The sequence below is a fragment of the Chitinophaga niabensis genome (assembly GCF_900129465.1).
GTDB classification, from domain to species: Bacteria; Bacteroidota; Bacteroidia; order Chitinophagales; family Chitinophagaceae; genus Chitinophaga; species Chitinophaga niabensis.
Genome location: NZ_FSRA01000001.1, coordinates 731,824 through 758,723 on the forward strand (window position 1 = coordinate 731,824; position 26,900 = coordinate 758,723).

Sequence of the window (26,900 nt, forward strand, 5' to 3'; positions counted from 1 at the left end):
CGATCGTACATGAAAAAATATTCCTTATATATCCTGTTGTTCATCCTTGGCGCCTGTGCCAAAGATAAAGGCAACTATGATTACATCAATATCCCTGATCCTACCGTAAAAGGACTGGATACTGCTTATGCAGCCATCGTGGGAGACAGTCTGATCATTACTCCTGAAGTACTGTTGAAATCAGGCAAGAACGATTATTCCTGCTTCTGGAAGATAGATGTGCCGGAAAAGGCTATGTCTGTGGACTACGAAGGCCAGTCTTTAAGGATCATATTCGGCCTGGGAGCTAACCGCTACAATGCTTTACTGAAAGTAAAGGACAACAACACCGGCCAGATGTACTTCTTTAAGTTCATCATCAAAGGGCAGACGCAGTTTACAAGAGGTGTGCTGGTACTCAGTAATGAGAACAACAGGACTGTGCTCACCTTCATCAAACCGGATGGAACAGTGCAGCCTGATATCTATGATGCCATCAACAAAGAAGTATTACCAGGCGGTGCTATGCAACTGGTGCCTATCAGGAATCAATTCTACATGAATCAACTGAGCTATTTCTGGATCACTTATACCGGCGGGACCACTGGTGCCGTGCAGATTGATGCCAATACTTTACAACGCAGCAAATACCTGGCGGACAACTTTTACACCGCTCCCTCCGTATTAAAAGTGAACAGCTTCCTTAACATGATCAATGGAGTAACCACGGCTATCCTCAATGGAAAGATGTACATAGGCGCAACGGAAACCGCACCATTCTGGCCTTACTATGGCTATTGGGGAGTACCGGTGGATGGTAATTACCAGCTGCATCCTAACGTGCTGCATAACCTTTATGAGCGCCCTAACGATGGCTATTTCTTTGGCTTTGAAGCTACGAAGAAGCAATTCCTGCGTTTCAGCACCAACACATTCTTCGATACCAGCTATAATGTGTTAGGTAATACATCTTTCGATCCCAAGAACCTGAAGATGGACCTCATTTACATGACCCGTTTTACGGATAATGAGTTCTATGCCATGATGGACAGCGTGGGTAAGAAAATAGAACTGAAGTTTGGCCTTGATTTCAATGCAGATAAAAGAACGTTCACACCATCTTATAAAAGAGAATTTCCCGCAGCTAATCTGCTGATGCCGGATACCAAATGGCAGAGTTCCCCGATCGGTGTGATCTTCTTCTCTTCCAACGATAAGATCTATCGCTATAATCCTATAAACAGCGAAGTGAAAGCGCTGGATGCTGCTTTCGGCGGAAAGAAAGTGACCATGCTGAAAGTATTGAATGGTGGTAACCTGCTGGTGGCAGGTGTGGAAGGAAGTATCTATTACCTGGATACCAGTGTAGGGCACAATGGAGAAAACCCGCAGCAGGTGAATAATATCCCGGGCCAGCCTGTGGATGTATATATCAGGGAGAATTAATTTTAGAATCCACGTATCGCAATAGCGGCTGTTTCAGTGTAATGCTGAGGCAGCCGCTTTGTTGTAGGGTTGTACTAAAACCGGACAGTTTTTGTGCCAAAACCGAACAAAGCAAAATAACAATCCTATTGTAAATCAATCATTTGCCTATCCGGCATTCTCTTTGCGCCCCACGGAATGCCATGATTAAAAACTTCTTCAAAGTCGCCTACCGGAGCCTTTTGCGCAACAAAGGATTTTCCGTGATCAATATTACAGGACTGGCCATTGGCATGTCCGCAGCCATCCTTATCCTCCTCTGGATCCAGGATGAATTGAGCTTCGATGGGTTTCATGAGAATAAAGACAGGATCTACCAGGTGTGGAACCGCGTTCCTTTTGATGGAAAGATCTCCTGTGGGGAATCCGTGCCAGCACCGCTGGGGCCTGCACTGGAAAAGGACCTGCCCGAGGTAGAGCGTGTAGTAAGAGTGGTAGATCATTACAGCAGGCTGCTTTCCGTGGGAGATAAAAAAATGCTGAAGTCAGGGCGGATGGTGGATACTGGTTTTCTGCAAATGTTCACCTTTCCGATGTTGGAAGGCAATCCTGCTACGGCACTCAATGATGTGAATTCGATGGTGCTAACGGAAAGTACAGCAAAGGCGTTATTCGGAGGGGATGGGGCCCTGGGAAAGATAGTAAAGCTGGAGAATAAAGATAATTTTACCGTTACCGGTATTGTAAAAGATCCGCCTCCCAATACCCGCTTCGATTTTGACTACTTATTACCGAGGTCGTATTTTAAGCTCGGCGAAGGGCAGGATTTCGGCTGGCATGATAACAGTACACCTACTTATGTAATGCTCAAACCCAATGCGAGCTTTGCCACAGTGTCCGCCAAAATAAAAGATCTGAAGCAACGGTACGATGAAGAAGCAAAGACCATGAAATGGGAGTTGTTTATTTATCCGCTGAAGCGCTGGCATTTGTATGCAAGTTTCAACAACGGGATAGAAGATGGTGGTGGCCGTATCGCATTCGTAAAATTATTTGGCATCATTGCAGGATTTATATTACTGATCGCATGCATCAATTTTATGAACCTGAGCACCGCAAGAAGTGAGAAACGGGCAAAAGAAGTAGGGATCCGTAAATCAGTAGGGGCACAGAAAGGTTCCCTTATCGGTCAGTTTATCGGGGAGTCTGTTTTTCTTGCTTTCCTGGCTGGTTTGATCGCGGTTATTGTTGTACAGTTATGCCTGCCTGCTTATAATCAGCTCACATTTAAAAAATTATTCGTCAACTATAGCAGTGTATATACCTGGGTAGTGTTTATTGGCTTTATCCTGTTCACCGGATTGTTAGCAGGCAGTTACCCCGCCTTCTTCCTTTCCTCTTTCCAGCCTGTTAAAGTATTAAAGGGTACGTTTAAAAGGGCCAATGCATTGGTTACACCCAGGAAAGTATTGGTTGTGCTGCAGTTCACATTTGCCATTATGCTGATCATCTGCACAATCATCGTAAAACAGCAGATAGATTATGCCCGCGACAGGAAAACGGGCTATGATAAAAGCAATCTCGTATATCACTTCATGACGGGGGATATACCTAAGAACTATGAGTTGATCAAAAATGATCTGCTTGCATCAGGCATTGCAAGGTCAATTACTAAAACCAATTCTCCGATCACTGAAAGGTGGAGTGATGGATGGGGGCAGAGCTGGGAAGGTAAGGATCCGAATGATAAAACATCTTTCGCCCGGTTTTTATCAGATGAAGGTTTGGGTGCTACTGTTGGATTACAGTTTATACAAGGCCGTGATTTTGATCTGAAAAGATTTCCGACTGATTCAACAGGGCTTATTATCAATGAGTCTGCCCTGAAAATAATGAAGTTCAAGGACCCTATCGGAAAAGTAGTGGGGGACCTTGGTATCGATTGGCACATTGTAGGGGTAGTTAAAGATTTTATATTGACCAATCCTTATGAGCCGATAGAACCCTTGCTGATATGCGGAGCGAAGAGTCGTTTCATGACCTTCCAGGCCATGCAGATAAAACTGAACGGAGATAATGATATCGCTAAAAATCTGGGCAGGGCAGAAGCTATTTTCAGAAAGTACAATCCTGAATATCCTTTTGAGATGAAGTTTGTGGATGAAGATTATGCCAGGAACTTTGAACGTGAAAAACTGCAGGGTACACTTGCTGCTTTGTTTGCAGGCCTCACGATATTTATTTCATGCCTGGGTTTATTTGGCCTGGCTACCTATATGGCAGAGAACAGGATCAAAGAGATAGGTATCAGAAAGATCCTGGGGGCATCCGTAACCGGCATCACCACCTTATTATCAAAAGATTTTGTAAAACTGGTGCTCATTGCATTTTTAATAGCTACACCGCTGGCATGGTGGGGAATGGATAAGTGGCTGCAGAATTATACATACCGGGTGGGTATTGAATGGTGGGTATTTGCATTGGCTGGCGCTTTATCTGTAATGATAGCATTGCTCACAGTAAGCTACCAATCCATAAGGGCTGCATTGGGGAACCCGGTAAAAAGCCTGAGGGCAGAATAAATAGTCCTTTCCTTTTAGATATATCAATAAAAGCTCCCCGTTCGCGTGGGGCTTTTTGTATTTATAGAACAGTTAAACCTTCCTTATTATAAATCTCCATCATCGGGTGCTCAGGCCCCAACTCCGTTACCAGGTAATCCACCTGGTTGAGGTCACAGATCTTCAACCTGCGGCTGCTGTTCAGTTTCTCACTGATGCAGAGCACCGCTGTTTTCCGTGCAGAACGGATGATAGCTTTTTTTACCTGTACAATTTCCCAGTCCACATCCGTTAGCCCCTCTTCAGAAGAAAAACCATTGGCCCCCAGCAGGCAAAGGTCTGCTTTGATCTCCGCCAGTTGATTGATCACGCTGGAGCCGGTATGAAGGTTCGCATTCTTGCACAGTTTACCGCCGATAGTAATTACCTCCAGGTTGCTCTTTTCAGATAAGGTAATAGCTACCTGCGGGCTGATGGTGAAGAAAGTTACAGTCAGGTGATCAGGAATGATCCTGGCGAACTCAAGCATGGTAGTGCCGCCTTCGGTCAGTATCACCATGTCTTTTTTGATCAGGGATAATGTTTTCTCTGCGATCACCTGCTTTGAGTCCTTTGCATACACCGTGCTATCCTTCATAAATGGTGTAGCCAGGGATTTGCTGATAGCTCCGCCATGCACTTTAATAATATACCCTTCCTCAACAAGTTCCTTCAAATCGCGGCGTACCGTATCCTCTGAAACATCCAGCAGCATACTGAGGTCGTTGGATAACACCTTGTTATGCAGGTTCACTTCCCGCATGATCAGCTTGTGTCGTTCTTCTTTGAGCATCATATCGGCCCTGAAATTAACTAAAAAAGAATATCCTGTATGCGTTTATTTGCGTTTTTAACCTTAAAGCTGAATAAAACCGCAAATAGCACACGCTTCTAAGAGGGCGTATTTGCAATATTAGCTGTATTAGAAGGTATTTAGGTTATTTTAAGGTTAAAATACTGTCATTTTTGATTGAATGAGGATTAACAATGATGTGTTTATAACAAAAATATTTTGCAAAAAACCGCATCTGAAATTATGATTTGCGTTTTTGTGCAGCTATATTTGTTCCAATAAACGATCAAATACGCAATTTTCTACTTTAGGGGGCTTTCAAAAATTATACGCTATATGAAGCTATTCTCTATCAACCATGTACGCTATTATATTCTTTCAGGAAAATTTAAACTTATCCGGAGTATGCAAAAGAGATTTCTCGTACCTATGACAACAGTCACAGCTACCCTGTGTTTGCTGTTATGTTATTCACTGCACACGGTAGCCGGCAGCCCGACACACCGGGCTGCCTTTATGCAAACGCCCGCGGATATTACCATCCGGGGCCAGGTAACAGATAGTGAAACCGGAACTCCCCTGCCGGGCGCACAGGTCCGTTTAAAAGGTTCCGGCAAAGGTGCTGCCTCCGATGCTGATGGCCGCTACACGCTCAATATCCCCGATGCTGCAGGCACGCTCATCATCAGCTTTATGGGATACACCACCCGGGAGATCCCCATCTCCGGGCAGAAAGAGATCAACATACAACTGAAGCCGGATGCCCAAACACTGCAGGATGTAGTGGTAGTGGGCTATGGTACCCAATCAAAAACAAAGGTCACCGGCTCTGTAGCCCAGGTAGGAGAAGAGGTATTTAAGAACCGGCCCATTGTTAATATTGCGCAGGGCCTGCAAGGCGCCATCCCTAACCTGAACATCTCTTTTGGAGACGGACAGTTAAACAGGGGCGGCACATTTAATATCCGGGGTTTTAACTCTATTAATGGCGGCGCTCCGCTGATCCTCATTGATGGTACCCCCGGAGAGATCAATCTCATTAACCCGGAAGATGTGGAAAGTGTAACCGTACTGAAAGATGCGGCATCTGCTGCTATCTACGGTGCGCGTGCCGCCTTCGGGGTAATATTGGTAACAACTAAAAAAGGGAAGGAAGGTAAACCACTGGTGCGTTATACCAATAACTTCGGCTTCGGCAAACCTATTGGTATTCCATCTACAGTCAAAGATCCACTGGAAGCTGCTACCATCCAAAACGAAGCATACCGCGGTTATGCCAATACAGATGCACCCGGCATGCCCGCCATCATCGATTATCTCAAACAACGGAAAGCGGATCCCTCTTTGCCGGAGTTAGGTGTGGATGCCAGCGGAAATTTTATCCGCGGCTCCAACACAGATTGGTATGATGAGTTTTATAAAGACAAAGCGCCCTTCTCCAAAAACTATATCAGCATTTCCAATTCAAAGAATAATACTTCCTATTATCTCTCCCTCGGTTACGAAAAACAGGAGGGGATCTTTGAACATGCTACAGATACCTACGAACGCATCAGCTCCCGCCTCAAGGTGGAAACCCGCGTCTGGGACTGGCTGCAGGTGTTTGATAATATTGAATTTAACCAGGGTGTGTACGATGCCCCCAACAAATTCGTAACCGATGGCGGCTACAATGTATACCGTTATCTTTCGCTCTATGCTAATCCCTATGAAGCCATCAGAACGGCTAACGGTAACTATACACTTGCCGGTATGTCTGTATTCGGGCAGCTGAACGATGCGGGGCGTACTAAGAACAAAGACCAGGTGTTTAAGAATACAGTGGGCTTCCGCACAAACTTCTTTTCTAACCGCCTGCGCCTGAACGGAGATTACACTTACTTCCTTACGCAAACCCGTGATGATATACAGAACTTCAGGATGAAGTATGAAAACAGGCCGAACCAGGTACTGAACTTCACGAATCCTGACTACTATTCTTCCGGCGCTGCGGACAGGGCGCATCATATCATAAACCTCTATGCGGAATATGAAGAGCGCTTAGGGAAACATCATGTAAAAGGCCTGGTAGGATTTAACCGTGAGCTGAATCAGTTGAGTTCATTTATAGCACGCCGTGATGAAAATATTACCTCCAGCCTGGGTTCTATTAATCTCACCAATGGCCTTACCACACTTTCTGCAAATAAATCGGAATGGGCGCTGCAGGGGATCTTCGGCCGCCTGAACTATGATTTTGATAATAAGTACCTGCTGGAATTCAACGGCCGTTACGATGGTACTTCGCGTTTCGCGAAAGAGGATCGCTTTGGTTTTTTTCCTTCTGTTTCCGCAGGATGGGTACTGTCTAATGAATCATTCTTTCGCCCATTGCAACGGAGCATCAACAGCTTCAAGCTGAGGGCTTCTTACGGTTCGCTGGGTAATCAGCTGGTCAGCAATTATGCATATATCAGCACCATGTCTCCTTACACCATTTCTGATCTCCTGGACCTGAACGGAGCTTTGCCATTAGGAGTGCGCGCTCCCAACCTGGTGCCATTCAATCTCACCTGGGAAACAGCTAGCACATTGAACATGGGTTTTGATATGAGCTTACTGAAGAACAGGCTCAATGTAGGGTTCGACTGGTATAACAGGCAAACTAAGAACATGCTCACCAAAGGCAGAACATTACCTGCCGTATTAGGGACCGGTGAGCCTAAGGAAAACGCCGCAGACCTTTCCACCAAAGGCTGGGAAGTATCACTGAAGTGGAACGATGAGCTGAAGCTGGCCGGTAAACCATTTGCATATCATGTTTCCGTAGTGTTGTCGGACAGCCGGTCTTTCATTACCCGCTTCAACAATCCCAGCAAACTGCTGACAGATTTTTATGAGGGAATGGAAGTAGGAGAGATCTGGGGATATACCACGCTGGGTTTCTTTAAAACAGATGATGAATCTGCTACGCATGCAGACCAGTCCAGGTTGCACCTTTTCCCGGGTTTGCCCAAAGCTGGGGACATCAAATTTGAAGATACGAATGGAGACAAGGTGATCAACTTCGGTAAAAATACTGTAGATGATCCGGGGGACCTCCGTAAGATCGGCAATACCACACCCCGTTATGCATACGGCGTGAATATGGGCTTTAACTGGTACAACTTCTCACTGGACGTATTCCTGCAAGGCATTGGCAAGCGCGATTTCTGGCCGGGCATAGAATCCGCCGTATTCTGGGGATTTTACAACCGCTGGAACCAACCCGTGTATGAGCATATCCAGAACAATTACTGGACGCCTGAAAATCCCGACGCTTATTTCCCACGCCTGCGTGCATATGAAGCACTCACAACAGACAGATCATTGGGTGCCGTGCAAACCCGTTACCTGCAGAATGCAGCTTACCTGCGCCTCAAAAACCTGGCGGTAGGTTACACCATTCCGCAGGCTGTTTCCTCAAAAGCAAAGATCGCACTCGCAAGGGTTTTCTTTTCCGGTCAGAACCTGTTTGAATGGACGCGTCTTTCCAAAGCATTCGATCCGGAAGGCTTGAATGACGAAATAGATAACGCGCGTACAAACGGCGCCGGTTTTGTTTATCCGCTGCAACGTACGTTCACATTTGGTGTTGAGCTTAACTTTTAAAATTGTTTTATGCATATAAGATCATTTTTATTGCTGCTGTTAACAGGCTGTTGCTTTATGGCCTGTAAAAACGACTTCCTCGAACGTTATCCGCAAAGCGAAATTAGTCCGCAGCTGTTCTTTAACACGGAGAAAGACCTGGAACTATATACGAACAGCTTTTATGCAAACCTGCCGGGAGAGGGCATCTTCACCGCGGACTTTTCAAGTGATAACGTAGATGTTTCAGCCCTGGATGAAATGGTGACAGGAAGGAGAAGGGTGTTCACAGATGCAGCATCCGCCGGTTGGACCTGGACGGCCTTGTATAATGTCAATTATTTCCTGGAGAACTACGATAAACCTGCTATCCCTGCCGAAGCAAGGAATCATTATGCAGGCGTGGCCAGGTTCTTCCGCGCCTGGTTCTACTTCGATAAGTTGAAACGGTTCGGTGATGTACCCTGGTACAGCAAGTCATTGACTGCAGGCAGCCCTGAACTTTACAAAGCGCGCGATCCCCGCAGCCTCATTGTAGACTCCATAATGGTAGATCTCAATTTTGCCGCAACCAACCTGCGCACAACCAAAGCACCTGCGCGCATCAGTAAATGGACGGCCCTTTCTTTCAAATCCACCGTAGCGCTTTTTGAAGGAACTTTCCGCAAATATCATCCGGAGTTTGGTTTGCAGGCATCGGCTGACGCCCTGTTGCAGGAAGCTGCCAACGCTGCGGATGAGGTGATCAAAAGTAACCAGTATAAACTGGCCACCGGTGATGCAGCCACGGTATACCTGAACCTTTTCTCAGCACAAACACCCAATGCCAACGAATTTATATTAAGTCGCCTTTACGGGCTGGCAGTGAATAAATCACATCCACTCAACCAGATCTTCACTTCTCCTACACGCGGTAATCCTGGTATCACAAAATCACTGATAGAGAGTTACCTGATGAGGGATGGCTCACGCTTCTCTGCTGTACCCGGTGCTGCTACCATGCCATTTTGGACAGAAGTAGCCAACAGGGACCCGCGCCTGGCGCAGACCATTCGTACACCCGGCTATCGCCGTATAGGCGCTACGGTTAACCTGGTACCGGACTATGCCAATGCCTTTACGGGTTACCAGAATATAAAATTTGTGTCCACGCCCGATCAGGATGCAGCCGCTTACACACCGCTTCCCATTATACGTTATGCAGAAGTTTTGCTAAATTATGCAGAAGCAATGGCTGAACTGAAAAAGCTTACCCAGGCAGAAGCAGATCGCTCTATTAACCTGCTGCGCGATCGCGTGAGCATGCCCAGGCTTACCATCAGCGGTCTCATGGCAGATCCTTTCCTGCTGGCACAGTACCAGCATACAACAGATCCGGTGGTGCTGGAAGTACGTCGTGAACGTCGCGTAGAGCTGGCCATGGAAGGTTTCAGGTTAAATGACCTGATGCGCTGGAAAGAAGGGCGCCTGCTGAAAGAAGTTTTTTACGGTGCTTATTTCCCCGCAAAAGGCACCTACGACCTTGATAGTGATGGTAAGAACGATGTAGCCGTTGTAGATGTAAAACCTAATCCTGCCGTGCCCGGCCTGCAATACTTTGTGCTGCAGCCCGATAAAGCTTTGAGTGAAGGTGATAAAGGAAAGATCATCATTCACAGTAAAGTGGTGAAAACATTTGATGAGGATAAGGATTACCTGTACCCGCTTCCGCTCAGTGAGTTGCTGTTGAACCCGCAACTGGAGCAGAACAATAAGTGGCCCGAACAATAGAAGAAAGAAATATGACAATGCAAACAAACCTCCGGTTGTTGTTATGCGTAATAACATGCAGCCTTACATTACTCTCTGCGAAAGCACAGCAAACAACACTACGCAGTAAATTATTCTATCTGCCGGTACAGCTGGAAGCGCAAGCCGCGCTGAAAAAAGATACAGTATTGCAGCGATTAGGTCGCTCTTACCAGGAACGTGTAAAACAAGCCCGCAAAGATTGTAAGAATGCAGCCTGTTATGCAGCCGCGTTACGCCTGCGGCCGGAGGAAGTATTGCAGGCAGGTAACCGCCTGGTAGCGCATGATATGAAAAAAGTAGCACAGGCAATAAGAACTACCGGGTATTACAACAAGGATACCACGCTGAATGATACTGCTCTGCTGCGCTTTGCCTGGCAGCAAACGGCAGCAGAGATGAACAACATCTTCGATATTTACCTTGCCGGCAAACGCCCCAGGTATGCTGCTATCGACTCTGTTTCCTTTAATGTGAATACACCTGCTTTTATTGCACAGGCGGGAAAACTGCTGGACAGGAAGCTGGCCGGAGCATACTATACACTGCCAATGAGCCTGGCAATGGATGTATTGATGCTCAACGGCCGTGATGAAGCAGCCCGCTATGAACCGCTCACGGCAGGGCAGAACGCAAAGGCTTATGCCCGTATTGCCGGTACAGCATGGGAGAAATATCCCTATTCTGCATTGCTGGTGCCAGGCTTCGGGCCAGATAAACCCGGTGTGCGTATCGACTATCGTGCAGTGGAAAGGTGTAAGATGGCAGCGGAAAGGTTCAATCGAAAAATGGCACCTTTTATTATTGTATCCGGTGGACATGTGTATCCGCATCGCACGCCATACAGCGAAGCCGTGGAAATGAAAAGATACCTGATGCAGGAATTTAAGATACCGGAAGCCGCCATCATCATCGAACCTCACGCCCGACATACTACCACTAATATGCGCAATGCAGGAAGATTGATGTACCGCTTTCATATGCCACTGAACAAACCTGCCCTCGTTGTCACAGATACTGCACAGATGCTCATGATCGCCAATCTCGATGAACGCTGTATGCGGGAATTGGGAATAGTGCCTTACCGGGATGTAAAAGTGCTGAATAAAAATGAAGCATCTTTTTACCCTGTCGCACACAGTTTCTATATGAATGTATTTGATGTTTTAGATCCCTGATTAAAACCTTTACAATGAAACAAACACTTTTGCAGTTTTTTATTCTGTTAACATTCGTTTCCTGCAGCAAGCGGAAACTCCCGGAAGAAACGGCCCCGCGGCCTGATCTGCGGAGCAATGTACAAACCGCTTCCCTGGCAGATGTGAAAGTGATGAGTTTTAATATTCACGGAGGTATAGGAACAGATGGCGTATATAACCTGCAGCGCATTGCAGATACGATCAGGAATTCAGGTGCCGATGTAATAGGATTGAATGAAGTGCATAAGAATTTCAGGCCCACTACAAATTATGATGATCAGATTGCCTGGCTGGCTAATGAACTCAATATGTATTCCGTATTCCAGGAAACCACGGTGAACGCTGCCATTCCTGAGTCCGGCAACAAGCTCCGGAGGTTCGGGCATGCTATCCTGAGCAAATACCCGATACAGATCATCAACGCCAGGCTCTATGATGAGCACGACGATCACAATTTTGGTCTGCTGGAAACACGTATTGTGATCAATGGCTTTCCGATACTGTTCTATGTTACCCATCTCATAACAGATTCTATCCAGCAGATCCCCCAGCGGCAGCAGCTGAGGCAATGGATGAATGAGAACTACGGCACCAAGATATTACTGGGAGATATGAATGCTTATCCTCCCGGCAGTACCATACAATATCTTAAAGAAACCATGGTGGATGCCTTTGATGGCCATCCCACTGCCTATACATTTAAAAGCAGCGATCCTAAATCCCGCATCGATTACATCCTGGGTACTTCCAATATCACATTCAGCAACAGCCGGGTATTAGCTGACACTGTGAAAACCAATCCCCATCCTTCCGATCATTTCCCCATTGTAACCAATGCATCGGTAGGCGCATCAAAGCTGAGGCTAATGCAATACAATATCAGGCATGGCGTAGGAATAGATGGAGTATTGAACCTGCAAAGGATAGCGGACACCATACGGAATTCGGGGGCGCATGTGGTAATACTGAATGAAGTAGACCGAAATTATTCCCCGCGTAGTAATTATGTAGATCAGTTAGCATGGCTGGCTAACGAACTGGGGATGTTCTATGAGTTCCAGAAAACCAGCTGGAGCGCAGCCATTCCTGCATCGGGCAATAAACCACGGGAATTCGGCCATGCCATCCTGAGCAAATACCCTATCGGCAATGCCTCTACGCAGGAGAGACTGATCTATACCGCTTTCACAAATCATTATAACGGATTGCTGAAAGTACGCGTTAGTGTTAATGCAGACCCGCTGTATGTGTACATCACCAACCTGGGTATTACAGACGCCGATCGCTTATCGCAGGTACAGGAAGCTATGGCGGTTATAGATCCCCGTAACTATACCTGGAAAGTATTTGCAGGCACATTCAATGCCACACCGGGCAGTGCAACCATTAACACCGTACTCAGCAGCTTTACGGATGTGTTTTCCGGGCTGCCCGCCTATACGCATCCTGCTGATACACCCACCAGCCGGGTAGATTATATTTTTCTGAAAAACACGATAGCATTTAGCAACAGGAGAGTAATAGACTCACGGGGTTCCACGCACCGGCCCATTGTTTGCGACATTGAAATGACACAGTAAAATTGATACATAATAAACAAAACCATGAACATGTTAAAAGTAACGGAAGAGCCATCCAGGTACAGGCATCTTGAGAAAATGACCATTGAAGAGATCACTGCGAATATTAACCGGGAGGATCAACTGGTGGCACTGGCGGTAGAAAAGGCCCTGCCACATCTGAATGCATTGATCAATGCAGTAGTCGGAAAATTGCAGCGCGGAGGAAGGATGTTTTACCTGGGTGCCGGCAGTGGCGGCCGTTTATCAGTGTTGGACGTAATTGAAATGCCTACCACTTACGGTGTGCCAAAGGGCCTTTTGAATGCAGTGCTGGCAGGTGGTACAGATCACCTCATTGAAGCGCTGGAAGAAATGGAAGATGATACAGAAGAAGGATGGAAGCAATTGCAGCAGCAGCAGATCAGTAAGAATGATATCGTGATCGGTATTTCTGCAAGCGGCACCACACCATTTGTGCTGGAAGGTTTGAAACAATGCCGCCAGCATGGCATCGCTACTGGTTGCATTGTGAGTAATCCGGGTTCTCCCATTGCGGGGCAGGCAGACTTCCCCGTAGAGGTGATCACAGGGCCTGAGTTTGTTACAGGCAGTACCCGTATGAAATGCGGTACGGCACAGAAGATGATCTTCGATATCATCAGTACCACTACCATGATCCAGCTTGGAAGAGTAGAAGATAACCGCATGGTGAATGTTGCGCTGATCAATAATAAGATCATTGACAGAGCGGTAAAGATGCTGATGATAAAAGCAGACATCCAGGATTACGAGGCCGCAAAGGAAATACTGATCGCTCACGGAAGCGTAAGGAAAGCATTAGACCATCTCTCAGCAAGAATTTAAAGGATATATGAAAATGCGCTTTGTTACCGGGCTGGTACTGCTCTTTAGTGCCCCCGTTTGTTTTGCACAGGATGGGTTCATGACAGGAACAGCCACCGTACATATTGATCCGGACACCAGCGCCGTATATTCTGCTGCACTGGCCGGTTATGGTGTGCCGCGGGAAGGACGTTTCAGTCTTACCTGGCAGCCTGTTCAATCCACCTCAAATATTACCGCCCTCACCGCATTAAATGGCAAATTGTATGCAGGTACTTCAAACGGCCAATGGCTAACAGGTATCCCCGTGGCAGATACCTTTCAGTGGAAAGTTACCGGCAAGGCAGCGGGCCTTAAAACACTCACGGCTTTGAACGGAAAATTCTACGCGGCGGATGCAGCCAATGAAATATTGGAAGGCACTTTGCATAAAGGTGGTATTACCTGGAAAAAACGCGGCAGCCCCGGCCTGGTAACTGCGCTTACACAATTGCAGGGAAAATTGTATGCCGCTGCAGGCGGGATGCTGCAGGAAGGAACAATTACCGGAGGAAAGATCAGCTGGCGTTCATCGGGTACTGCACCTCGTTTTATCAGCATGGCCAGTAACGGACGTGAGATCTATGGCGTGAACAGCGGAGATAGTTTGTGGACCGGCATACCGGGTGGCAAAGCCTGGAGGCAGATCGGAAGGAGGAATGATGTAACCTGCACTATTGCAGTAAAACAGATAGTTGTACTGGATCATACCCTATATGCAACAGATAATACACAGCTTTTACATAAAGGCAGTCACAAAACAATGAATGACCTTACTGCCCGCGCATTGGCTATTCGAAAGAATAACAAAACAGCCGTGATCGTAGGCATAGACGTATGTGGTTTTAATGCGTCACTCGGTGCAGCAGTAAAGGATGCGATCTTCCAAAGCAGGGGCGTACCGCCATCCGCTATCCTGCTGAATGCATCGCATACCCATTTTGCACCGGTTACACAAACATGGATCACATGGGGCGATTTCTATCATTTCCCCGATAGCAATTATCTGAACAATGTTGTTAAAAGAGGAATTGTACGCGCTATTGAAAGGGCGCTTGATTCCCTGTCGCCTTCCCGCCTCTACTTTACAAGAGGCAGCACACAGATCGGGCATAACCGGAGGCCGGGCGCTAACTCTGCCAAACCATATGACAACGTGCTGGATGTATTGAAGATCACGGATACGGAAAACAAACTGAAGAGCGTGTTGTTCCTTACCGGCTGTCATCCCGTATTCAAAAATGAAGGGGAGGAGTCATTCACGCTCAGCGCCAATTATCCCTCTGTTGCACGGAAGCTGGTGGAGCAAAGTACAGGAACAAACAATGCCGTATTTATACAGGGCTGCGGCGGAGATATCAACCCTGTTAGCAGCGATCATCGCCAAACAGGAAGTGAACTTGCAGCAGACGTAATGAAAGTATTGGACACCGGTTTGCAGCCAGTAAATGGAGAGCTCAGCTTTTTTATGGATACAGTGAACATCCCGGTAAATCCGTGGAGTGCAGACAGTGTGTTGCAATTCAAAAAAGCGAACGAAGGAAAGACAGGAGATATTGAAGCAGAAAGGAATGTACGCTGGGCTAACCTTATGTTGGAACGATACAGGACCAATACTGTAGAAAATATCCTGCCTGAGTATGTGCAAACCATCAATATCGGTAACTGGAAGTTCATAGGCATTTCACGTGAGGCGGTTACGGAATATGGCAAAGGCATCCGCAGCATCTGGCCTGATCAGAAAGTATCCGTAGCAGGGTATTGCAACGATGTGGCCAGCTACCTTCCGGTGGCCTGGCACATTCGCGCAGGTGTATATGAAGGTTTTGGCTCTTTTCTCTGGTATGGTCAATCGGGCTTTCCACCACTGGATATTTATGAAAGGATCATTGAAGCGGTAAGAAAGAAAAACAGGTAGTAAAAATATGGAACGGAACCATTCGAAAGCAGCTGGCTCAGGTAAAGCCATTGTTATTATCGGCGTATTGTTTTTTGTATTTGGTTTTGTGACCTGGCTGGGCTCTGTATTGATCCCTTATCTGCGGATTGCCTGCCAGCTGAGCAATTTTGAATCTTACCTCGTTACATTTGCCTTTTACATTTCTTACCTGGTAATGGCTTTACCCGCTGCTGGTATACTGAAATATACAGGCTTTAAAAGAGGTATGGCAGCTGGTTTACTCCTCATGGCGATAGGAACGCTTGTGTTTATACCCGCAGCGCTAAGCAGAACTTACGGACTTTTTCTGACGGGCCTGTTTATTCAGGGGGCAGGGCTTTCCATCCTGCAAACGGCTTCCAATCCCTACATCACCATCCTCGGGCCAAGTGAAAGTGCGGCGAAACGTATCAGCATTATGGGGATCTGTAATGGTGTGGCGGGTATTATTGCTCCTATTGTATTAGGTATGGTAGTGCTGCAGGATGCTGATGTATTACAGCGTACTGTGGCAGCTATGGACCCGGCAGCCCGGGAAACAGCACTTGCTGCGCTGGCTTATAAAGTAATAACGCCTTACAGCCTGATGGCTGTAGTATTGGTACTGCTGGCTGTTGCTATTTATTTTTCGTCTCTCCCGGAAGTGAATGAAGAAGAGGAAGACGGCACCCGCGGAGAAAAAACAACAGAGCGGAACAGTATCTTTCAGTTTCCTCATTTGCTGCTCGGCGTAGTGACATTATTTCTGTATGTGGGTGTAGAAGTAATTGCTGCTGATACCATTATCAGTTACGGTGCATCGCAGGGCATTGCATTATCTACAGCAAAGTTCTTTACCAGTTTTACATTGGGCGGCATGCTGCTGGGATACATAATAGGGATCATCTGCATTCCCCGGTATATCAGCCAGCGGCAGGCATTGATCATTTCTTCTTTTTTAGGAATTGCTTTCGCGCTTGCGGCGTTGTTCCTGAAAAGTGTGGTATCCGTGTTTTTCATTGCCATGCTGGGTATTGCCAATTCCCTGATGTGGCCTTCTATCTGGCCGCTGGCCATTCATGGATTAGGGAAGTTTACAAGGATAGGGTCTTCCATGCTGGTGATGGCTATTGGCGGGGGAGCCGTAATACCCTTGTTATATGGCCACCTGGCCGATATATGGAGCCCCGGTCAGGCTTACTGGATCTTAATTCCCTGCTATTTATTTATTACCTTTTACGCATTAAGAGGCTACAGGGCCCGAATTAAAACATAAACATGATATTGATCGCAGATGGAGGATCTACCAAAGCTAACTGGTGCCTGATCCACCCGGAGAACGAAGTGTTGTATTTCAGTACAGAAGGATATAACCCGTATTACGTAAACAGTCATTACATCCATCAATCGCTGCACAAAGCTTTACCTGCGGAAGTGCAACGTGCGGAGGTAACAGAAGTGCATTTTTATGGCGCAGGATGTGAGCCTTCCACGGAGGCGGTTATTGCTGATGCCATGCATATTTTGTTTGAAAATGCGCAGGTGACGGTAGGCAGTGATCTGCTGGCGGCTGCCCAGGCATTATTAGGAGATCAGCCGGGTTTTGCTGCTATTCTCGGAACAGGTACCAATACCTGCCTGTACGACGGGAAACAGGTTACCCACTCTATTGATCCTTTGGGATATATGTTGGGAGATGAAGGCAGTGGCAGTTACATCGGAAAGAAATTGCTCATAGCCTATTGCCGTGAATATCTTCCGCTACCACTAAGACAGGAGTTCTTGGCCGTTTACGGGTTAACAAAGGAAAGTATCATGGAACGTGTGTACAAAGATCCTATGGCCAATCGTTTTTGTGCAGGGTTCACAAAATTTGTGAAACAACATCTCCATGATCCGTTCATACATCAACTGGCAACAGATGCCTTTCACGATTTCTTCCGTTCCCTGGTTTGCCATTACCCCGGTTATGCCACTTATACACTTAATTGTGTAGGTTCCATCGCTTTCCATTTTGAAGAGATACTGAAAGAAACCGCCATGCATTATGGTATGACCACCGGCAGGATCATCCAGGACCCCATACAAGGGCTGGCACTGTATTACCGGCAGCAGAAGGTATTATGATATAGAAGCACAGCCAACGTTTGCTGGCTGTGCTTATTGATTTATTTTGTGACCTCTGATGGGCTATTGTCAGGTGCCCTTTCATATTGGCAACAATCCGGAAATGCATTGTAGACCTCATCTTTTGCCTTTACTTTATCGGTATCATGCCCGGCGGCAGCTACCAAAGAAGAGATCTTACCGATGTCTATTTTCTTTTTGTGGTAAAGTACCGTCAGTATTTTGGTATCCACATCCCAATAGGAGGATTTGATCCCTTCTATTTTCAGGGCTTTTTCAATGCGTCTTTTACACATATCGCACTCGCCATATACCTTAATGGTGGCTTTTTGTGCTTTGGGCTCGAAGTTGAAAAGGTTGAGCTTATGATCTTGTGCTTTGAGTCCCTGGGTAGATAATACAGCAATGGCTATAGCGATGAATATTCTAATCGTTTTCATGATTGAAGTAGTTTTTTAAATGAAGTAAATGTTGGCTAAAAAAGCAGGGGAGCAGGGAATCAGATCCTGAAAACGCAGTGGCGGGTGTAAATGGGCGCTTTAAATGGAACAGGATAAGCGCGTGTAGTATTTGTATAGCTGGAAAGCCTGGGAATAGTGAATGTGATCCCGGATGGATAGAGGGAAAATGTTTGGTCTGTAACTGGCTTCACCGGCTTTTTAACATGTTTTGCAGCCAGGTGGGAAGTTGTTATTTTATAGAAATGATGGGTTGTTTCGCAGCAATCACTGTTCGCGTTGTTATGAAGAACAGTGATATAGCTGATGCCTACAGACTTTAACTGACCACAACAATGGAACTCCTTAATGCTTACTCCAAATGTGGAGATAGCATAAACACAAATGAGCAGTATGAGCAATACTTTTTTCACCTATTGAGATGCAGTTACTTTGGGCAAAGATAATCTACAACTCCACTTTGATTTTTACATAATTCTGGAAATGGTGTTAAAATTCAGTTAATCTTCCCCCGTAAAAAGGCCAATCCCTCTACGGCAATGGCTTCCTGCGAACTTTCTATCTGCCGCCAGATAGAAGCTGCCTTGGCAATAACTTTTACATCCGGAGTAAAGGACTCTATCACCACATCGCCGGTATAGCCGGTTACTTTCAACGCAGCATTGATCAGGCGCCAGTCTATCTGATCTTTACCTGGCGTTCCACGGTCACTGCCGCACGCATGAAAATGCCCAAGGCGATGCCCCGCCTGCAGGATAACCTGCACCGGATCTTTCTCTTCAATGTTCATGTGATAGGTATCCAGGTGTAATAGCAGCGCCTCGTTGCCAACCGCATCTATCATATGCAATGCCTGGTCTGCTGTATTGATGAAATCCGTTTCATAACGGTTCAATGGTTCAATGGCGAGTTGCAGCCCCATTTCAGCTGCATACATAGAGAGGTTGCTCAAATGTTTTACAACCAGTTCCCATTGCTGCTGATAATCGCCCGGTGTTTCTACACCAGCCCTTCCTACAGAAGAATAGAGTGGCCCTGCAAGCATACGGCATCCCAGCACAGGCATTACATCCATAACACTCCTGAGATAAGAGAGGGCAGTTTCCTGTTCCTGGATACTCCCCCGCAGATCGCGCCCCGGCCCCATGGCTGCGCATATGGAACCACATACCAGTTCATTATCATCAAGCGCCCGCCGCACCAGCGAGGGGTTAATATGTGCAGGGTCTTCCAGTGCAATTTCAACGGAATCAAAACCCCATGCTTTAAAACGGGGGAACAGCCTGATACTGTCGTTCGTAAATGGCGAAGTAAAAAGAAAAGTATTGATGCCAAAACGCATAAGATCTTATTTTTTCTGAAGGAACAGGTGTACCCCTTTTTTATTACCCACCACAATATCCGGTTTGCCATCCCCGTTCATGTCTTCCACCACTACATGCAGGCCTACGCCGGAATCATTATCCACCTGATGCGGTATCCAGGCTGGAGTGCTACCCGGCCTGAATTCAAACCAGTACAGGACTGCGGGTTCATATGCACCCGGGTCACCGCCATTGTGCGCAAAGTACCGTTTGCCGGTTACCAGGTCCGGATAGCCGTCTCCGTTAATGTCTGCCAGTGCTATACCATGCGTCTGTGAAAAGGACCTATGTATTTCATGATGTTTCCAGGAGCCATCACTCATCTGCTCATGCCACCAGATGCCATAGTTATGGGCGGAAGCACTGATCACATCCGGCAAACCATCTTTGTTCACATCCAGCACATACATCTGGGAGCAATCAGCACCCAGATCTGCAGCATGGAAGGTCCAGTTGTTTTGCCTGGGATTACCGGGGTTTTCCCACCAGCCTTCCCTGATCAGCACATCCTTGTGGCCATCTCCATTAATATCCCCAAAGCCCAGCCCATGGGTGAACATCTCCGCCCCGCGCACATTCCCTTCAGCGATCACGAAGCGTTGCCAGGCTGTATCACCTTTGTCCGGAGAACGCAGCCATATCACCTTCTTTTCCTGTGGATCATTGCATAACAGATCAAGACGGCCATCTCCATCCACATCCGTCATAAGGGGAGATTCATTGCCTACGGATTTATATACAGGATGTGTTTTCCAATGGCCAGGCTTATTACGCGGGTTCTCATGCCATACTGCCGCCTTGCCGGGGAAATCGATGCGTACAAGGTCCGTCCATCCATCCTGGTTTACATCCATGCCAAAGTTGAGAAAAGAATTACTGTACCCGTTGCTGACAGAAAAGGTATCTGCCTTAGCCAGTGCATGGCGCTTCCAGTCAGGCGCAGCAAACCAGTAAGCTCCGGCGATGATATCTTTGCGGCCATCCTTGTTGATGTCTCCAACGGCCACACCTTCCGAAATAAATTCGCGGGTGATCACCTGTTTATTGAATTGGGCTGTGGCTATATTGCTCACCAGGAGTAATGGTAGTACGTATTGCTTCATCATTTTGTGCTGAGTAAAAATTTTAATAACGCATAAAAATCCTGCTCCGGTATGTTTTTACCAAACTGGTCCGGCATCAATGTATAAACGGATGCTTTCTTCTCTTTGATATCACTGCTGGCAACGGTAAATTCCTGGCCTGCCGGGTTGGTGAACACCTGCACGGCGCCTTCCGTACGGCGGTATAAGCCACTGAGTATTTTTCCGTTCTTTAAGGTGATATTATAATTGCGGAAAGCTTCCGAAATATTCCGGTTAGGGTCCAGGATCTTTTCTGTAAGGGCCCTGGCTCCCCAGTTACCGATCCCATCCAGCTGCGGGCCTACCATACCTCCGTTGCCTTTGATCTGGTGGCACATGCTACAGTTCTGTATAAACACATTCCGTCCGTCTTCTGCTTTAACGGTAACATGCGTAAAACCCTCCAGCCTGTCAGCGATCAGTTTCTCCCGTTCTTCCCGTGCATTGGCACTGCCGGCTGTAAGTTTGTTTAACTCCTGCTGCTGTGCAGGTGTTACGTGGGCAAGCAGGCGTTCCTTTACAGTTAGCTCGGAAAGTATATCCGGGTGAATATTACCGGCCTTCAGCGCTGCCAGTAAATGATCTGTTCCTGCTGATGTATTGGCCAGCAGAGCGGCAATGCTTACCTGGCCATTGCGGGGGATGCCACTTAAACCTTTGGCCAGCATGGCATACACAGCAGGTGAGGAGCTTTGGGCCAATGCCTGCGCTGCTTTTTCGCGTAATGATGCCGGTTGGGCAGGATCGTTGAATATAGCCCCAAGATAACTGATATTTCCTTGCGGAGAAAGGTTCATCAGCGAAGCGGCAGCAGCAATCCGTACATTGATATCTGCCCAGGGTGCTGATAATAGTTTGCGCAGCACAGGCTCCAGTGAACTCACTTTAAGATCTCCTGCCATCTCTACTGCATGCGCCCTGCGTTCTGCTATTTCACCGGGGCTTACAGCTGGCAGAGGCAGCACGGCAGGCTCCAGCTTGCCGATACCGATGGCGCCTGTAACAGAACTGTCTGTTACTTCTATATAGCCCTGCTGCCCCTGCCAGTTATGCAGGTCAAAAGTTGTTTTTTTGATAAGGTCTTTCCATACAACCTTACGGTCCATACGCAGCCGGTATTCTGCTACTACCTGATCACTACCGCTCAGGCGTATACGAACGGTATTGCGGGAGGTGCCTTTTTTCTCTGTACTGTTATCAATATCATTGTCAAATACATTCATTTGCAGCGTAACGGGTAGTTTGAACGGAGCGGAATGTAATACTGCCATAGGATGATAACCTTTCCATTCACTGAATATGATCCGGAAAGCCGGCATCACATCCGTCAGAAAATCGTCCTGTACTTTCCAGGGATTAAGCGGATCATTGAGGGTCCTGCTTTTCCATGTATCTGTAGCCGTGGAGATATTTGTGAGCAGATGTTCTGCCATTTGTACACCCCATTGCCGCATGCGTGGTGGAACGTTAACACCGCTCTGTACCATGCCCTGGCGGATGGTATTGTAAATAGTGAACTGCACATCCGGCTCCTTTGCAAATTTCTGCCTGATAAGCGTAATGGCTGCATCCAGGCTTGCGGGGGGTACATAACGGCCAATATATTCCAGGCTTTTTATCAGTTGTTCCTGTGGCACAGTATGTTTTTGCAGATAGTTCAGTACAAAATTGGCGGCCAATGGAGAGGGGGCATCCAGCATGGTTAATGTTAATACGGCCAGTTGTGCATCCGTCCATTTTGCATGAGCGGTCTGCTGCATCACTTTATCATTTTGTAAGTTATCGCGGATGCTTGCCAGCAAGGTATAACGGAGGTGTGAGTCAGCTTCGCCGGTTCCTTCATAGAGTGCAAGCAATGGCGCAACATTGCCAGCATCGGCAAAACGCCCCAGTGTTTCCGCTGCCACCCTGCGTACATGTGGGTTCTCATCTTTCAATGCGGTTACGGCTATACTGCGGTGTTGTGTACTGAGTGTATCCATTTCCCGCAGCACACGAAGCGCATGTACACGTATCATGGCATCTTCGTGATGCAGAGCGTTGCTAAGCAGATCATCAGGCAATGCATGTAAACGGAAAAGGACCCATAACCCCTGGATATAAGCGTAACCGTTTGCAGATCTCATCATCTCTTTCACCGGTACAATAGCTTTATCTTTCCATACGTCCACCAGCCGGTCTGCAATTTTCATGCGGATGTTCAGTTGAGGATGCCGTAAGCCAGCCAGCAGTTCGGGCATGGAAGCTTTTGTCCAGTCAGTTACTTTTGCAGGTTTGTTCCCTGTATAAGTGATCTTCCAGATCCGTCCGCTTACCCTGTCTCTGCCGGGATGTGTGAGGGGTACTTCATAATGCCCGATAATGCGGTTATAAAAATCAGCCACATACATGGCTCCATCCGGTCCTGTTTTAATATCCACCGGGCGGAACCAGGGATCATCGCTTAACAGGAAGTCTGCCTCCCGTTTAGTAGTGGGCGTGGTACCCTGCAATGTCATACTGTTGCGGTTGATCTGGCAGGTCACCACATCCCCTGAATAAAAACTATGACGATATTCCTCAGGGAACTGTTCGCCTATATAATAATCCAGTCCTGCGATGGCCGTAGAGCCCAGTTCATAATGCATCATTTCCGGCGCAAAGCCAATACCGGGGGATCTTTTACCAAAGTGTGGATATTCACCTCCTTTGATCAGCTGATAAATAGGTTTGGAATGGCAATCTGCAGAATACAGGTATCCCCATTCATCCCAGGCATTACCGAAAGGGTTCACCCTGCCGTTGGAAGTACGTTCTACCCGGCTGCCATCTGCACGGAAACGGAAGGTATTGCCGGATACCATCGTAATAGAATCACCGTCTGTACCGGCAATGGTAGAAGTGTTGGTGAAACCATGGCAGGCATAGATCCAGCCATCAAAACCGCGGGTGAGATTGTTCACCATGCCATGTGTGTCGCGGAAACCAAAGGGTCCGTATAATACCTGTTGCTGATCGGCCTTACCATCATCATTGCTATCTGTATAGTGATATACATCCGGGATGCTGTAAGCAATAGCCCCGTCTGCCACCGGCATAATGCCTATGGGAATATTCAGGCTATCCTCAAAATGTATAAAGCTGTCCGCTCTGCCATCTCCGTCTTTATCTTCCAGGATGCTGATACGGTCTTTTCCCTTGCCGGGATTAGCCGCCATTGGGTATTCGGAAGATTGTGTTACCCAAAGGCGGCCCCGGTCGTCAAACTCCATATTGATGGGTTTGCTGATATCCGGCTCTGAAGCAAATAAGGTGATCTCAAAACCTGGCGGCAGCTTGAAACCGGCCCGTTCTTCTTCCGGTGTGCGAAATTCGGTGGATCGAACATGTTCTGAAAATTTTTCTTTCGGTGTTTTTGCCTGATCTGTTTTTCCCTGCCGGATGCATGCAGTAGCACACAGCATGGATAAGAGTAAATACCTGTATTGCATACTTTAGATACTGATCGTTACGGAAGGAGCATAGTTGTATTTTGCATTTGCAACATCTATCAATGCACCTACCCTGAAATAATATGTTTTGCCTGCTGTAAATCCATTCGTGCTGAACTTCAATGTGTAAGTTTTAGGCGTATCCTTCGATGCGGCATCGATATTTTGCGTAGCACGCTGTTGTGCAAACTGGTTGCCTGCTATTCGGTCTATGTGCCCGAAGAGGCCGATCTGTTTCACATTATTGGCTACAGTAGGCGTGATGGTGAAAGTGGCTACAATTTCATTCCCTGTTTTTACAATGGAAACATTGCTTACCCTGATGTAAGGCTGCACGGTAAAATCAAGCTGGTTGTCGCCACTCTTAACAGCATAGGATTTAAGTGTATCCGGTTTTACGAAATTGCTTTCGTTGAAATAAATATCATAAAGGCCGGGGAACATCAGGTTGTTACGGTATTCCCCTGTTTCTTTAAAGATCATCTGCTGCTCTTCCGGGTTCTGATAACCATATTCCTTGTAGATGATCTTGGAGCCGGCTTCCACGTCCTGCTGAATAAGTGCTCCGCCGTTAACATCCTTTAAGGAGCCGTGAATGGTGGCACTGGGCGCGTCATACTGGTCTAATTTGCAGGATGCAAGCAGAACAGCCGATACTATGATCCATGTTTTCATATAGCGAAACATTAATAGTTAGGATTTTGAATCAATGAGTTGTTTTCAATACCGGGGATAGGGCGGTAGTAAGCTTTAGGCTCAAAGCTCTTGGCGCTGTTCCCCGGTTCCACATTCGCCCGCACAAAAATGTATTTCAAAGATCCTGTTGTAAGGTCGGCCATGGCTATAAGGCCTCTGCGGTGATAGGTGTTATTGAAGAAGGTGTGGTATTCCCTGCGCCTGTAATATTCCCAGGTAGCATTGTATTCCAGGGCAAATTCTGCTTTGCGCTCATAACGTACGTTCTGTGCTGTGAGATCAACATTGTCCAGGAACCCGGCACGTTTACGCACTTTATTTAATGCTTCCCTTGCAGTGATAACACCTCCTGCATCAGGCAGGCTGCTTTCAGCAACAGCTTCTGCATAGTTCAATAATACTTCTGCATACCGAAGTTCTGAGAAAGGCGTTACCACCTGGTCCCATACCTGGTCATTGGTGCCGGTAAGGTATTTCTTCAGCAGAAAGCCAGAGCGGGTACCATTGGCGCGGTTGCTCACCCATCCTGAAACATTTCCTTCACTGGCATCTCCTTTACCATAGTAATCAACGCCATTGAAAGTGTATTTATCGTTGGCCTGCCAGATGGCATCTCCGTTATTCTTTACAAGGCCGCCCTGCATAATGATCGTTTTTCCGCCCCATTGGGTGCCGGGCAGTATAACAGATGCATATAAACGGGGATCCCTGTTAGCAAAGATCTCCGTCAGGTTATCATACCTTTTGTAATTGATGTTTTTAGAAAATGCGTACCCTACGGTATAGTTCTCGTTACCATCGGTGGTAGTTTCGAATTTTACATTATAGGTACCTGCGCGTGTAACGGGGTCGATCTTCGCGTAGGATTCAACCAGGTCTAATGTAGGGCCTACACGGCCACCAAATTCAACGGACAATTGATTCGGCTCATGCCATTTACCCATATTATGTGCAACGCCGGGATAGATGAAGTTCCTGAGGAGGATCACTTCTGATATTCCTTTTCCTGCTGTGAACACCTTGCCATAATTAGCAATAGCTTCATTCAATGTTGCAGGCGATTCTCCATTTAATACAAACTTGCCGCTTTTGATCACTTCAGCGGATGCATTAATACACTCCTGGTAAAAGAACCGGATATCTTCAGCGGTGAAGCCACCTACCAGGCCTTCTGTAACAGCCTGGCCAGACAGTGCAGCGCCGTTGGTACTCCAGAATTTACCAACAGAAGCAGCGTGCAGCGCTACCCTTGATTTCAAAGCAAAGGCCGTCCATTTATTTGCACGTTCCTGGATGGTTGTATTAGGCAGCAGTTTGGCAGCACTGTCGCATTCCGCGAGGATGAACTTCCAGGTGGCTACTTCTTTGCTCCGGGGAGTTTTGATGGTTTTGTAATCCCCGTTGAACTGCTGCACTTCTGTAATAATAGGTACGCCGCCATATCTTTTAGCCAGTGCAAAATATGTATAGGCTAAAAAGAAGTGGTACTCTCCCCGCAGCATCTCTATTGTAGCAGGGTTGGATGGCCGCATTAGCGGAAGATTATCTTTTAGTTCGTTGTACTTCCGTACATATACATAAAGATCTCCCCAGTTCCCAAAGCGTCCTGTTTCACCGGCATGATCGCCCCATTCACTGTGTACTGCTTCAGGTGTGGCCATCATATTGGTTTTACCGCCATCACAACGGGTGATATTAAACCTGTTGGTGAAATCGTAACGGTAGTCTTCTATAGGCAGATCAAAATAGAGCCCCGCCATATAGGCATTAATGCCGCCATCGCTGGCAAACAGGGCGTTTCCCGTCATCCTGTCCTTTGGCTCTACTTCCAGGAAGTTGGAGCAGGAACTCAGGCAGAACAGGGATATTATTAAAAGAGTTGTATAACGCTTCATATCATGGAGAA

18 protein-coding genes are annotated in these 26,900 nt (G+C 47.0%); 10 read left to right on the top strand and 8 right to left on the bottom strand.

The window, feature by feature from the left end; genetic code table 11:
- Positions 1–9 precede the first annotated feature (9 nt).
- Complete coding sequence (locus BUR42_RS02865) at positions 10–1,425, top strand: PKD-like family lipoprotein (RefSeq protein WP_074237693.1); 1,416 nt, start codon at positions 10–12, stop codon at positions 1,423–1,425.
- Positions 1,426–1,607: 182 nt separating this feature from the next.
- Complete coding sequence (locus tag BUR42_RS02870; RefSeq protein ID WP_074237694.1) at positions 1,608–3,986, top strand: ABC transporter permease; 2,379 nt, start codon at positions 1,608–1,610, stop codon at positions 3,984–3,986.
- 61 nt (positions 3,987–4,047) lie between these two features.
- Here the strand turns inward: BUR42_RS02870 and BUR42_RS02875 are convergent, their stop codons facing one another.
- The gene (locus BUR42_RS02875) at positions 4,048–4,800 is read right to left on the bottom strand and encodes a DeoR/GlpR family DNA-binding transcription regulator (RefSeq protein WP_234979596.1); all 753 of its coding nucleotides are present in this window, start codon (positions 4,798–4,800) and stop codon (positions 4,048–4,050) included.
- A gap of 402 nt (positions 4,801–5,202) precedes the next feature.
- On the opposite strand from BUR42_RS02875, the gene BUR42_RS02880 reads away from it, so the two are divergent.
- The 8 genes from BUR42_RS02880 to BUR42_RS02915 are packed head-to-tail and all read left to right on the top strand — an operon-like array spanning position 5,203 to position 17,882.
- Complete coding sequence (locus BUR42_RS02880) at positions 5,203–8,427, top strand: SusC/RagA family TonB-linked outer membrane protein (RefSeq protein WP_234979597.1); 3,225 nt, start codon at positions 5,203–5,205, stop codon at positions 8,425–8,427.
- Positions 8,428–8,436: 9 nt separating this feature from the next.
- Complete coding sequence (locus tag BUR42_RS02885; protein ID WP_074237696.1) at positions 8,437–10,176, top strand: RagB/SusD family nutrient uptake outer membrane protein; 1,740 nt, start codon at positions 8,437–8,439, stop codon at positions 10,174–10,176.
- Positions 10,177–10,193: 17 nt separating this feature from the next.
- A complete protein-coding gene (locus BUR42_RS02890) occupies positions 10,194–11,372 on the top strand; it encodes a YdcF family protein (RefSeq protein WP_074237697.1) in 1,179 nt (392 codons plus the stop codon).
- Positions 11,373–11,386: 14 nt separating this feature from the next.
- Positions 11,387–12,973 carry an endonuclease/exonuclease/phosphatase family protein gene (locus tag BUR42_RS02895; protein ID WP_074237699.1) on the top strand — a complete coding sequence of 529 codons (1,587 nt, stop codon included), beginning with the start codon at positions 11,387–11,389 and terminating at the stop codon, positions 12,971–12,973.
- Between the two features lie 30 nt (positions 12,974–13,003).
- Entirely contained in the window at positions 13,004–13,819 is an 816-nt protein-coding gene (locus BUR42_RS02900) for an N-acetylmuramic acid 6-phosphate etherase (RefSeq protein ID WP_074240406.1), read from the top strand.
- Between the two features lie 7 nt (positions 13,820–13,826).
- Entirely contained in the window at positions 13,827–15,755 is a 1,929-nt protein-coding gene (locus BUR42_RS02905) for a hypothetical protein (protein ID WP_074237700.1), read from the top strand.
- A gap of 7 nt (positions 15,756–15,762) precedes the next feature.
- Positions 15,763–17,031, top strand: coding sequence for a sugar MFS transporter (locus BUR42_RS02910; protein WP_074237702.1), 1,269 nt, complete (start codon positions 15,763–15,765; stop codon positions 17,029–17,031).
- Between the two features lie 2 nt (positions 17,032–17,033).
- Complete coding sequence (locus tag BUR42_RS02915; RefSeq protein ID WP_074237703.1) at positions 17,034–17,882, top strand: N-acetylglucosamine kinase; 849 nt, start codon at positions 17,034–17,036, stop codon at positions 17,880–17,882.
- A 41-nt stretch (positions 17,883–17,923) separates the two neighbouring features.
- Here the strand turns inward: BUR42_RS02915 and BUR42_RS02920 are convergent, their stop codons facing one another.
- From BUR42_RS02920 to BUR42_RS02950, 7 genes are all read right to left on the bottom strand, one after another.
- A complete protein-coding gene (locus tag BUR42_RS02920) occupies positions 17,924–18,322 on the bottom strand; it encodes a heavy-metal-associated domain-containing protein (protein ID WP_074237705.1) in 399 nt (132 codons plus the stop codon).
- 59 nt (positions 18,323–18,381) lie between these two features.
- Complete coding sequence (locus BUR42_RS02925) at positions 18,382–18,753, bottom strand: HYC_CC_PP family protein (RefSeq protein ID WP_074237707.1); 372 nt, start codon at positions 18,751–18,753, stop codon at positions 18,382–18,384.
- A gap of 83 nt (positions 18,754–18,836) precedes the next feature.
- On the bottom strand, positions 18,837–19,682 hold the full coding sequence (locus BUR42_RS02930; RefSeq protein ID WP_074237709.1) for a sugar phosphate isomerase/epimerase family protein: 846 nt from the start codon (positions 19,680–19,682) through the stop codon (positions 18,837–18,839).
- Between the two features lie 6 nt (positions 19,683–19,688).
- Positions 19,689–20,810, bottom strand: a complete 1,122-nt coding sequence (locus BUR42_RS02935) for an FG-GAP repeat domain-containing protein (RefSeq protein ID WP_143197314.1) — start codon at positions 20,808–20,810, stop codon at positions 19,689–19,691.
- On the bottom strand, positions 20,807–24,298 hold the full coding sequence (locus BUR42_RS02940) for a PVC-type heme-binding CxxCH protein (protein WP_084185317.1): 3,492 nt from the start codon (positions 24,296–24,298) through the stop codon (positions 20,807–20,809). Before BUR42_RS02940 ends, BUR42_RS02935 begins: the two co-directional genes overlap by 4 nt.
- Positions 24,299–24,301: 3 nt before the next feature.
- A complete protein-coding gene (locus BUR42_RS02945) occupies positions 24,302–24,973 on the bottom strand; it encodes a DUF3823 domain-containing protein (RefSeq protein ID WP_074240408.1) in 672 nt (223 codons plus the stop codon).
- An 11-nt stretch (positions 24,974–24,984) separates the two neighbouring features.
- Entirely contained in the window at positions 24,985–26,889 is a 1,905-nt protein-coding gene (locus BUR42_RS02950; RefSeq protein WP_074237711.1) for a RagB/SusD family nutrient uptake outer membrane protein, read from the bottom strand.
- Between the last annotated feature and the right edge of the window lie 11 nt (positions 26,890–26,900).

What these genes read in the sequence shown, in the direction of transcription:
- BUR42_RS02865 (WP_074237693.1), top strand. Translation starts at nt 10, where the DNA reads ATGAAAAAATATTCCTTATATATCCTGTTGTTCATCCTTGGCGCCTGT.
- BUR42_RS02870 (WP_074237694.1), top strand. Translation starts at nt 1,608, where the DNA reads ATGATTAAAAACTTCTTCAAAGTCGCCTACCGGAGCCTTTTGCGCAAC.
- BUR42_RS02875 (WP_234979596.1), bottom strand. Translation starts at nt 4,800, where the DNA reads ATGATGCTCAAAGAAGAACGACACAAGCTGATCATGCGGGAAGTGAAC.
- BUR42_RS02880 (WP_234979597.1), top strand. Translation starts at nt 5,203, where the DNA reads ATGCAAAAGAGATTTCTCGTACCTATGACAACAGTCACAGCTACCCTG.
- BUR42_RS02885 (WP_074237696.1), top strand. Translation starts at nt 8,437, where the DNA reads ATGCATATAAGATCATTTTTATTGCTGCTGTTAACAGGCTGTTGCTTT.
- BUR42_RS02890 (WP_074237697.1), top strand. Translation starts at nt 10,194, where the DNA reads ATGCAAACAAACCTCCGGTTGTTGTTATGCGTAATAACATGCAGCCTT.
- BUR42_RS02895 (WP_074237699.1), top strand. Translation starts at nt 11,387, where the DNA reads ATGAAACAAACACTTTTGCAGTTTTTTATTCTGTTAACATTCGTTTCC.
- BUR42_RS02900 (WP_074240406.1), top strand. Translation starts at nt 13,004, where the DNA reads ATGTTAAAAGTAACGGAAGAGCCATCCAGGTACAGGCATCTTGAGAAA.
- BUR42_RS02905 (WP_074237700.1), top strand. Translation starts at nt 13,827, where the DNA reads ATGAAAATGCGCTTTGTTACCGGGCTGGTACTGCTCTTTAGTGCCCCC.
- BUR42_RS02910 (WP_074237702.1), top strand. Translation starts at nt 15,763, where the DNA reads ATGGAACGGAACCATTCGAAAGCAGCTGGCTCAGGTAAAGCCATTGTT.
- BUR42_RS02915 (WP_074237703.1), top strand. Translation starts at nt 17,034, where the DNA reads ATGATATTGATCGCAGATGGAGGATCTACCAAAGCTAACTGGTGCCTG.
- BUR42_RS02920 (WP_074237705.1), bottom strand. Translation starts at nt 18,322, where the DNA reads ATGAAAACGATTAGAATATTCATCGCTATAGCCATTGCTGTATTATCT.
- BUR42_RS02930 (WP_074237709.1), bottom strand. Translation starts at nt 19,682, where the DNA reads ATGCGTTTTGGCATCAATACTTTTCTTTTTACTTCGCCATTTACGAAC.
- BUR42_RS02935 (WP_143197314.1), bottom strand. Translation starts at nt 20,810, where the DNA reads ATGATGAAGCAATACGTACTACCATTACTCCTGGTGAGCAATATAGCC.
- BUR42_RS02940 (WP_084185317.1), bottom strand. Translation starts at nt 24,298, where the DNA reads ATGCAATACAGGTATTTACTCTTATCCATGCTGTGTGCTACTGCATGC.
- BUR42_RS02945 (WP_074240408.1), bottom strand. Translation starts at nt 24,973, where the DNA reads ATGAAAACATGGATCATAGTATCGGCTGTTCTGCTTGCATCCTGCAAA.
- BUR42_RS02950 (WP_074237711.1), bottom strand. Translation starts at nt 26,889, where the DNA reads ATGAAGCGTTATACAACTCTTTTAATAATATCCCTGTTCTGCCTGAGT.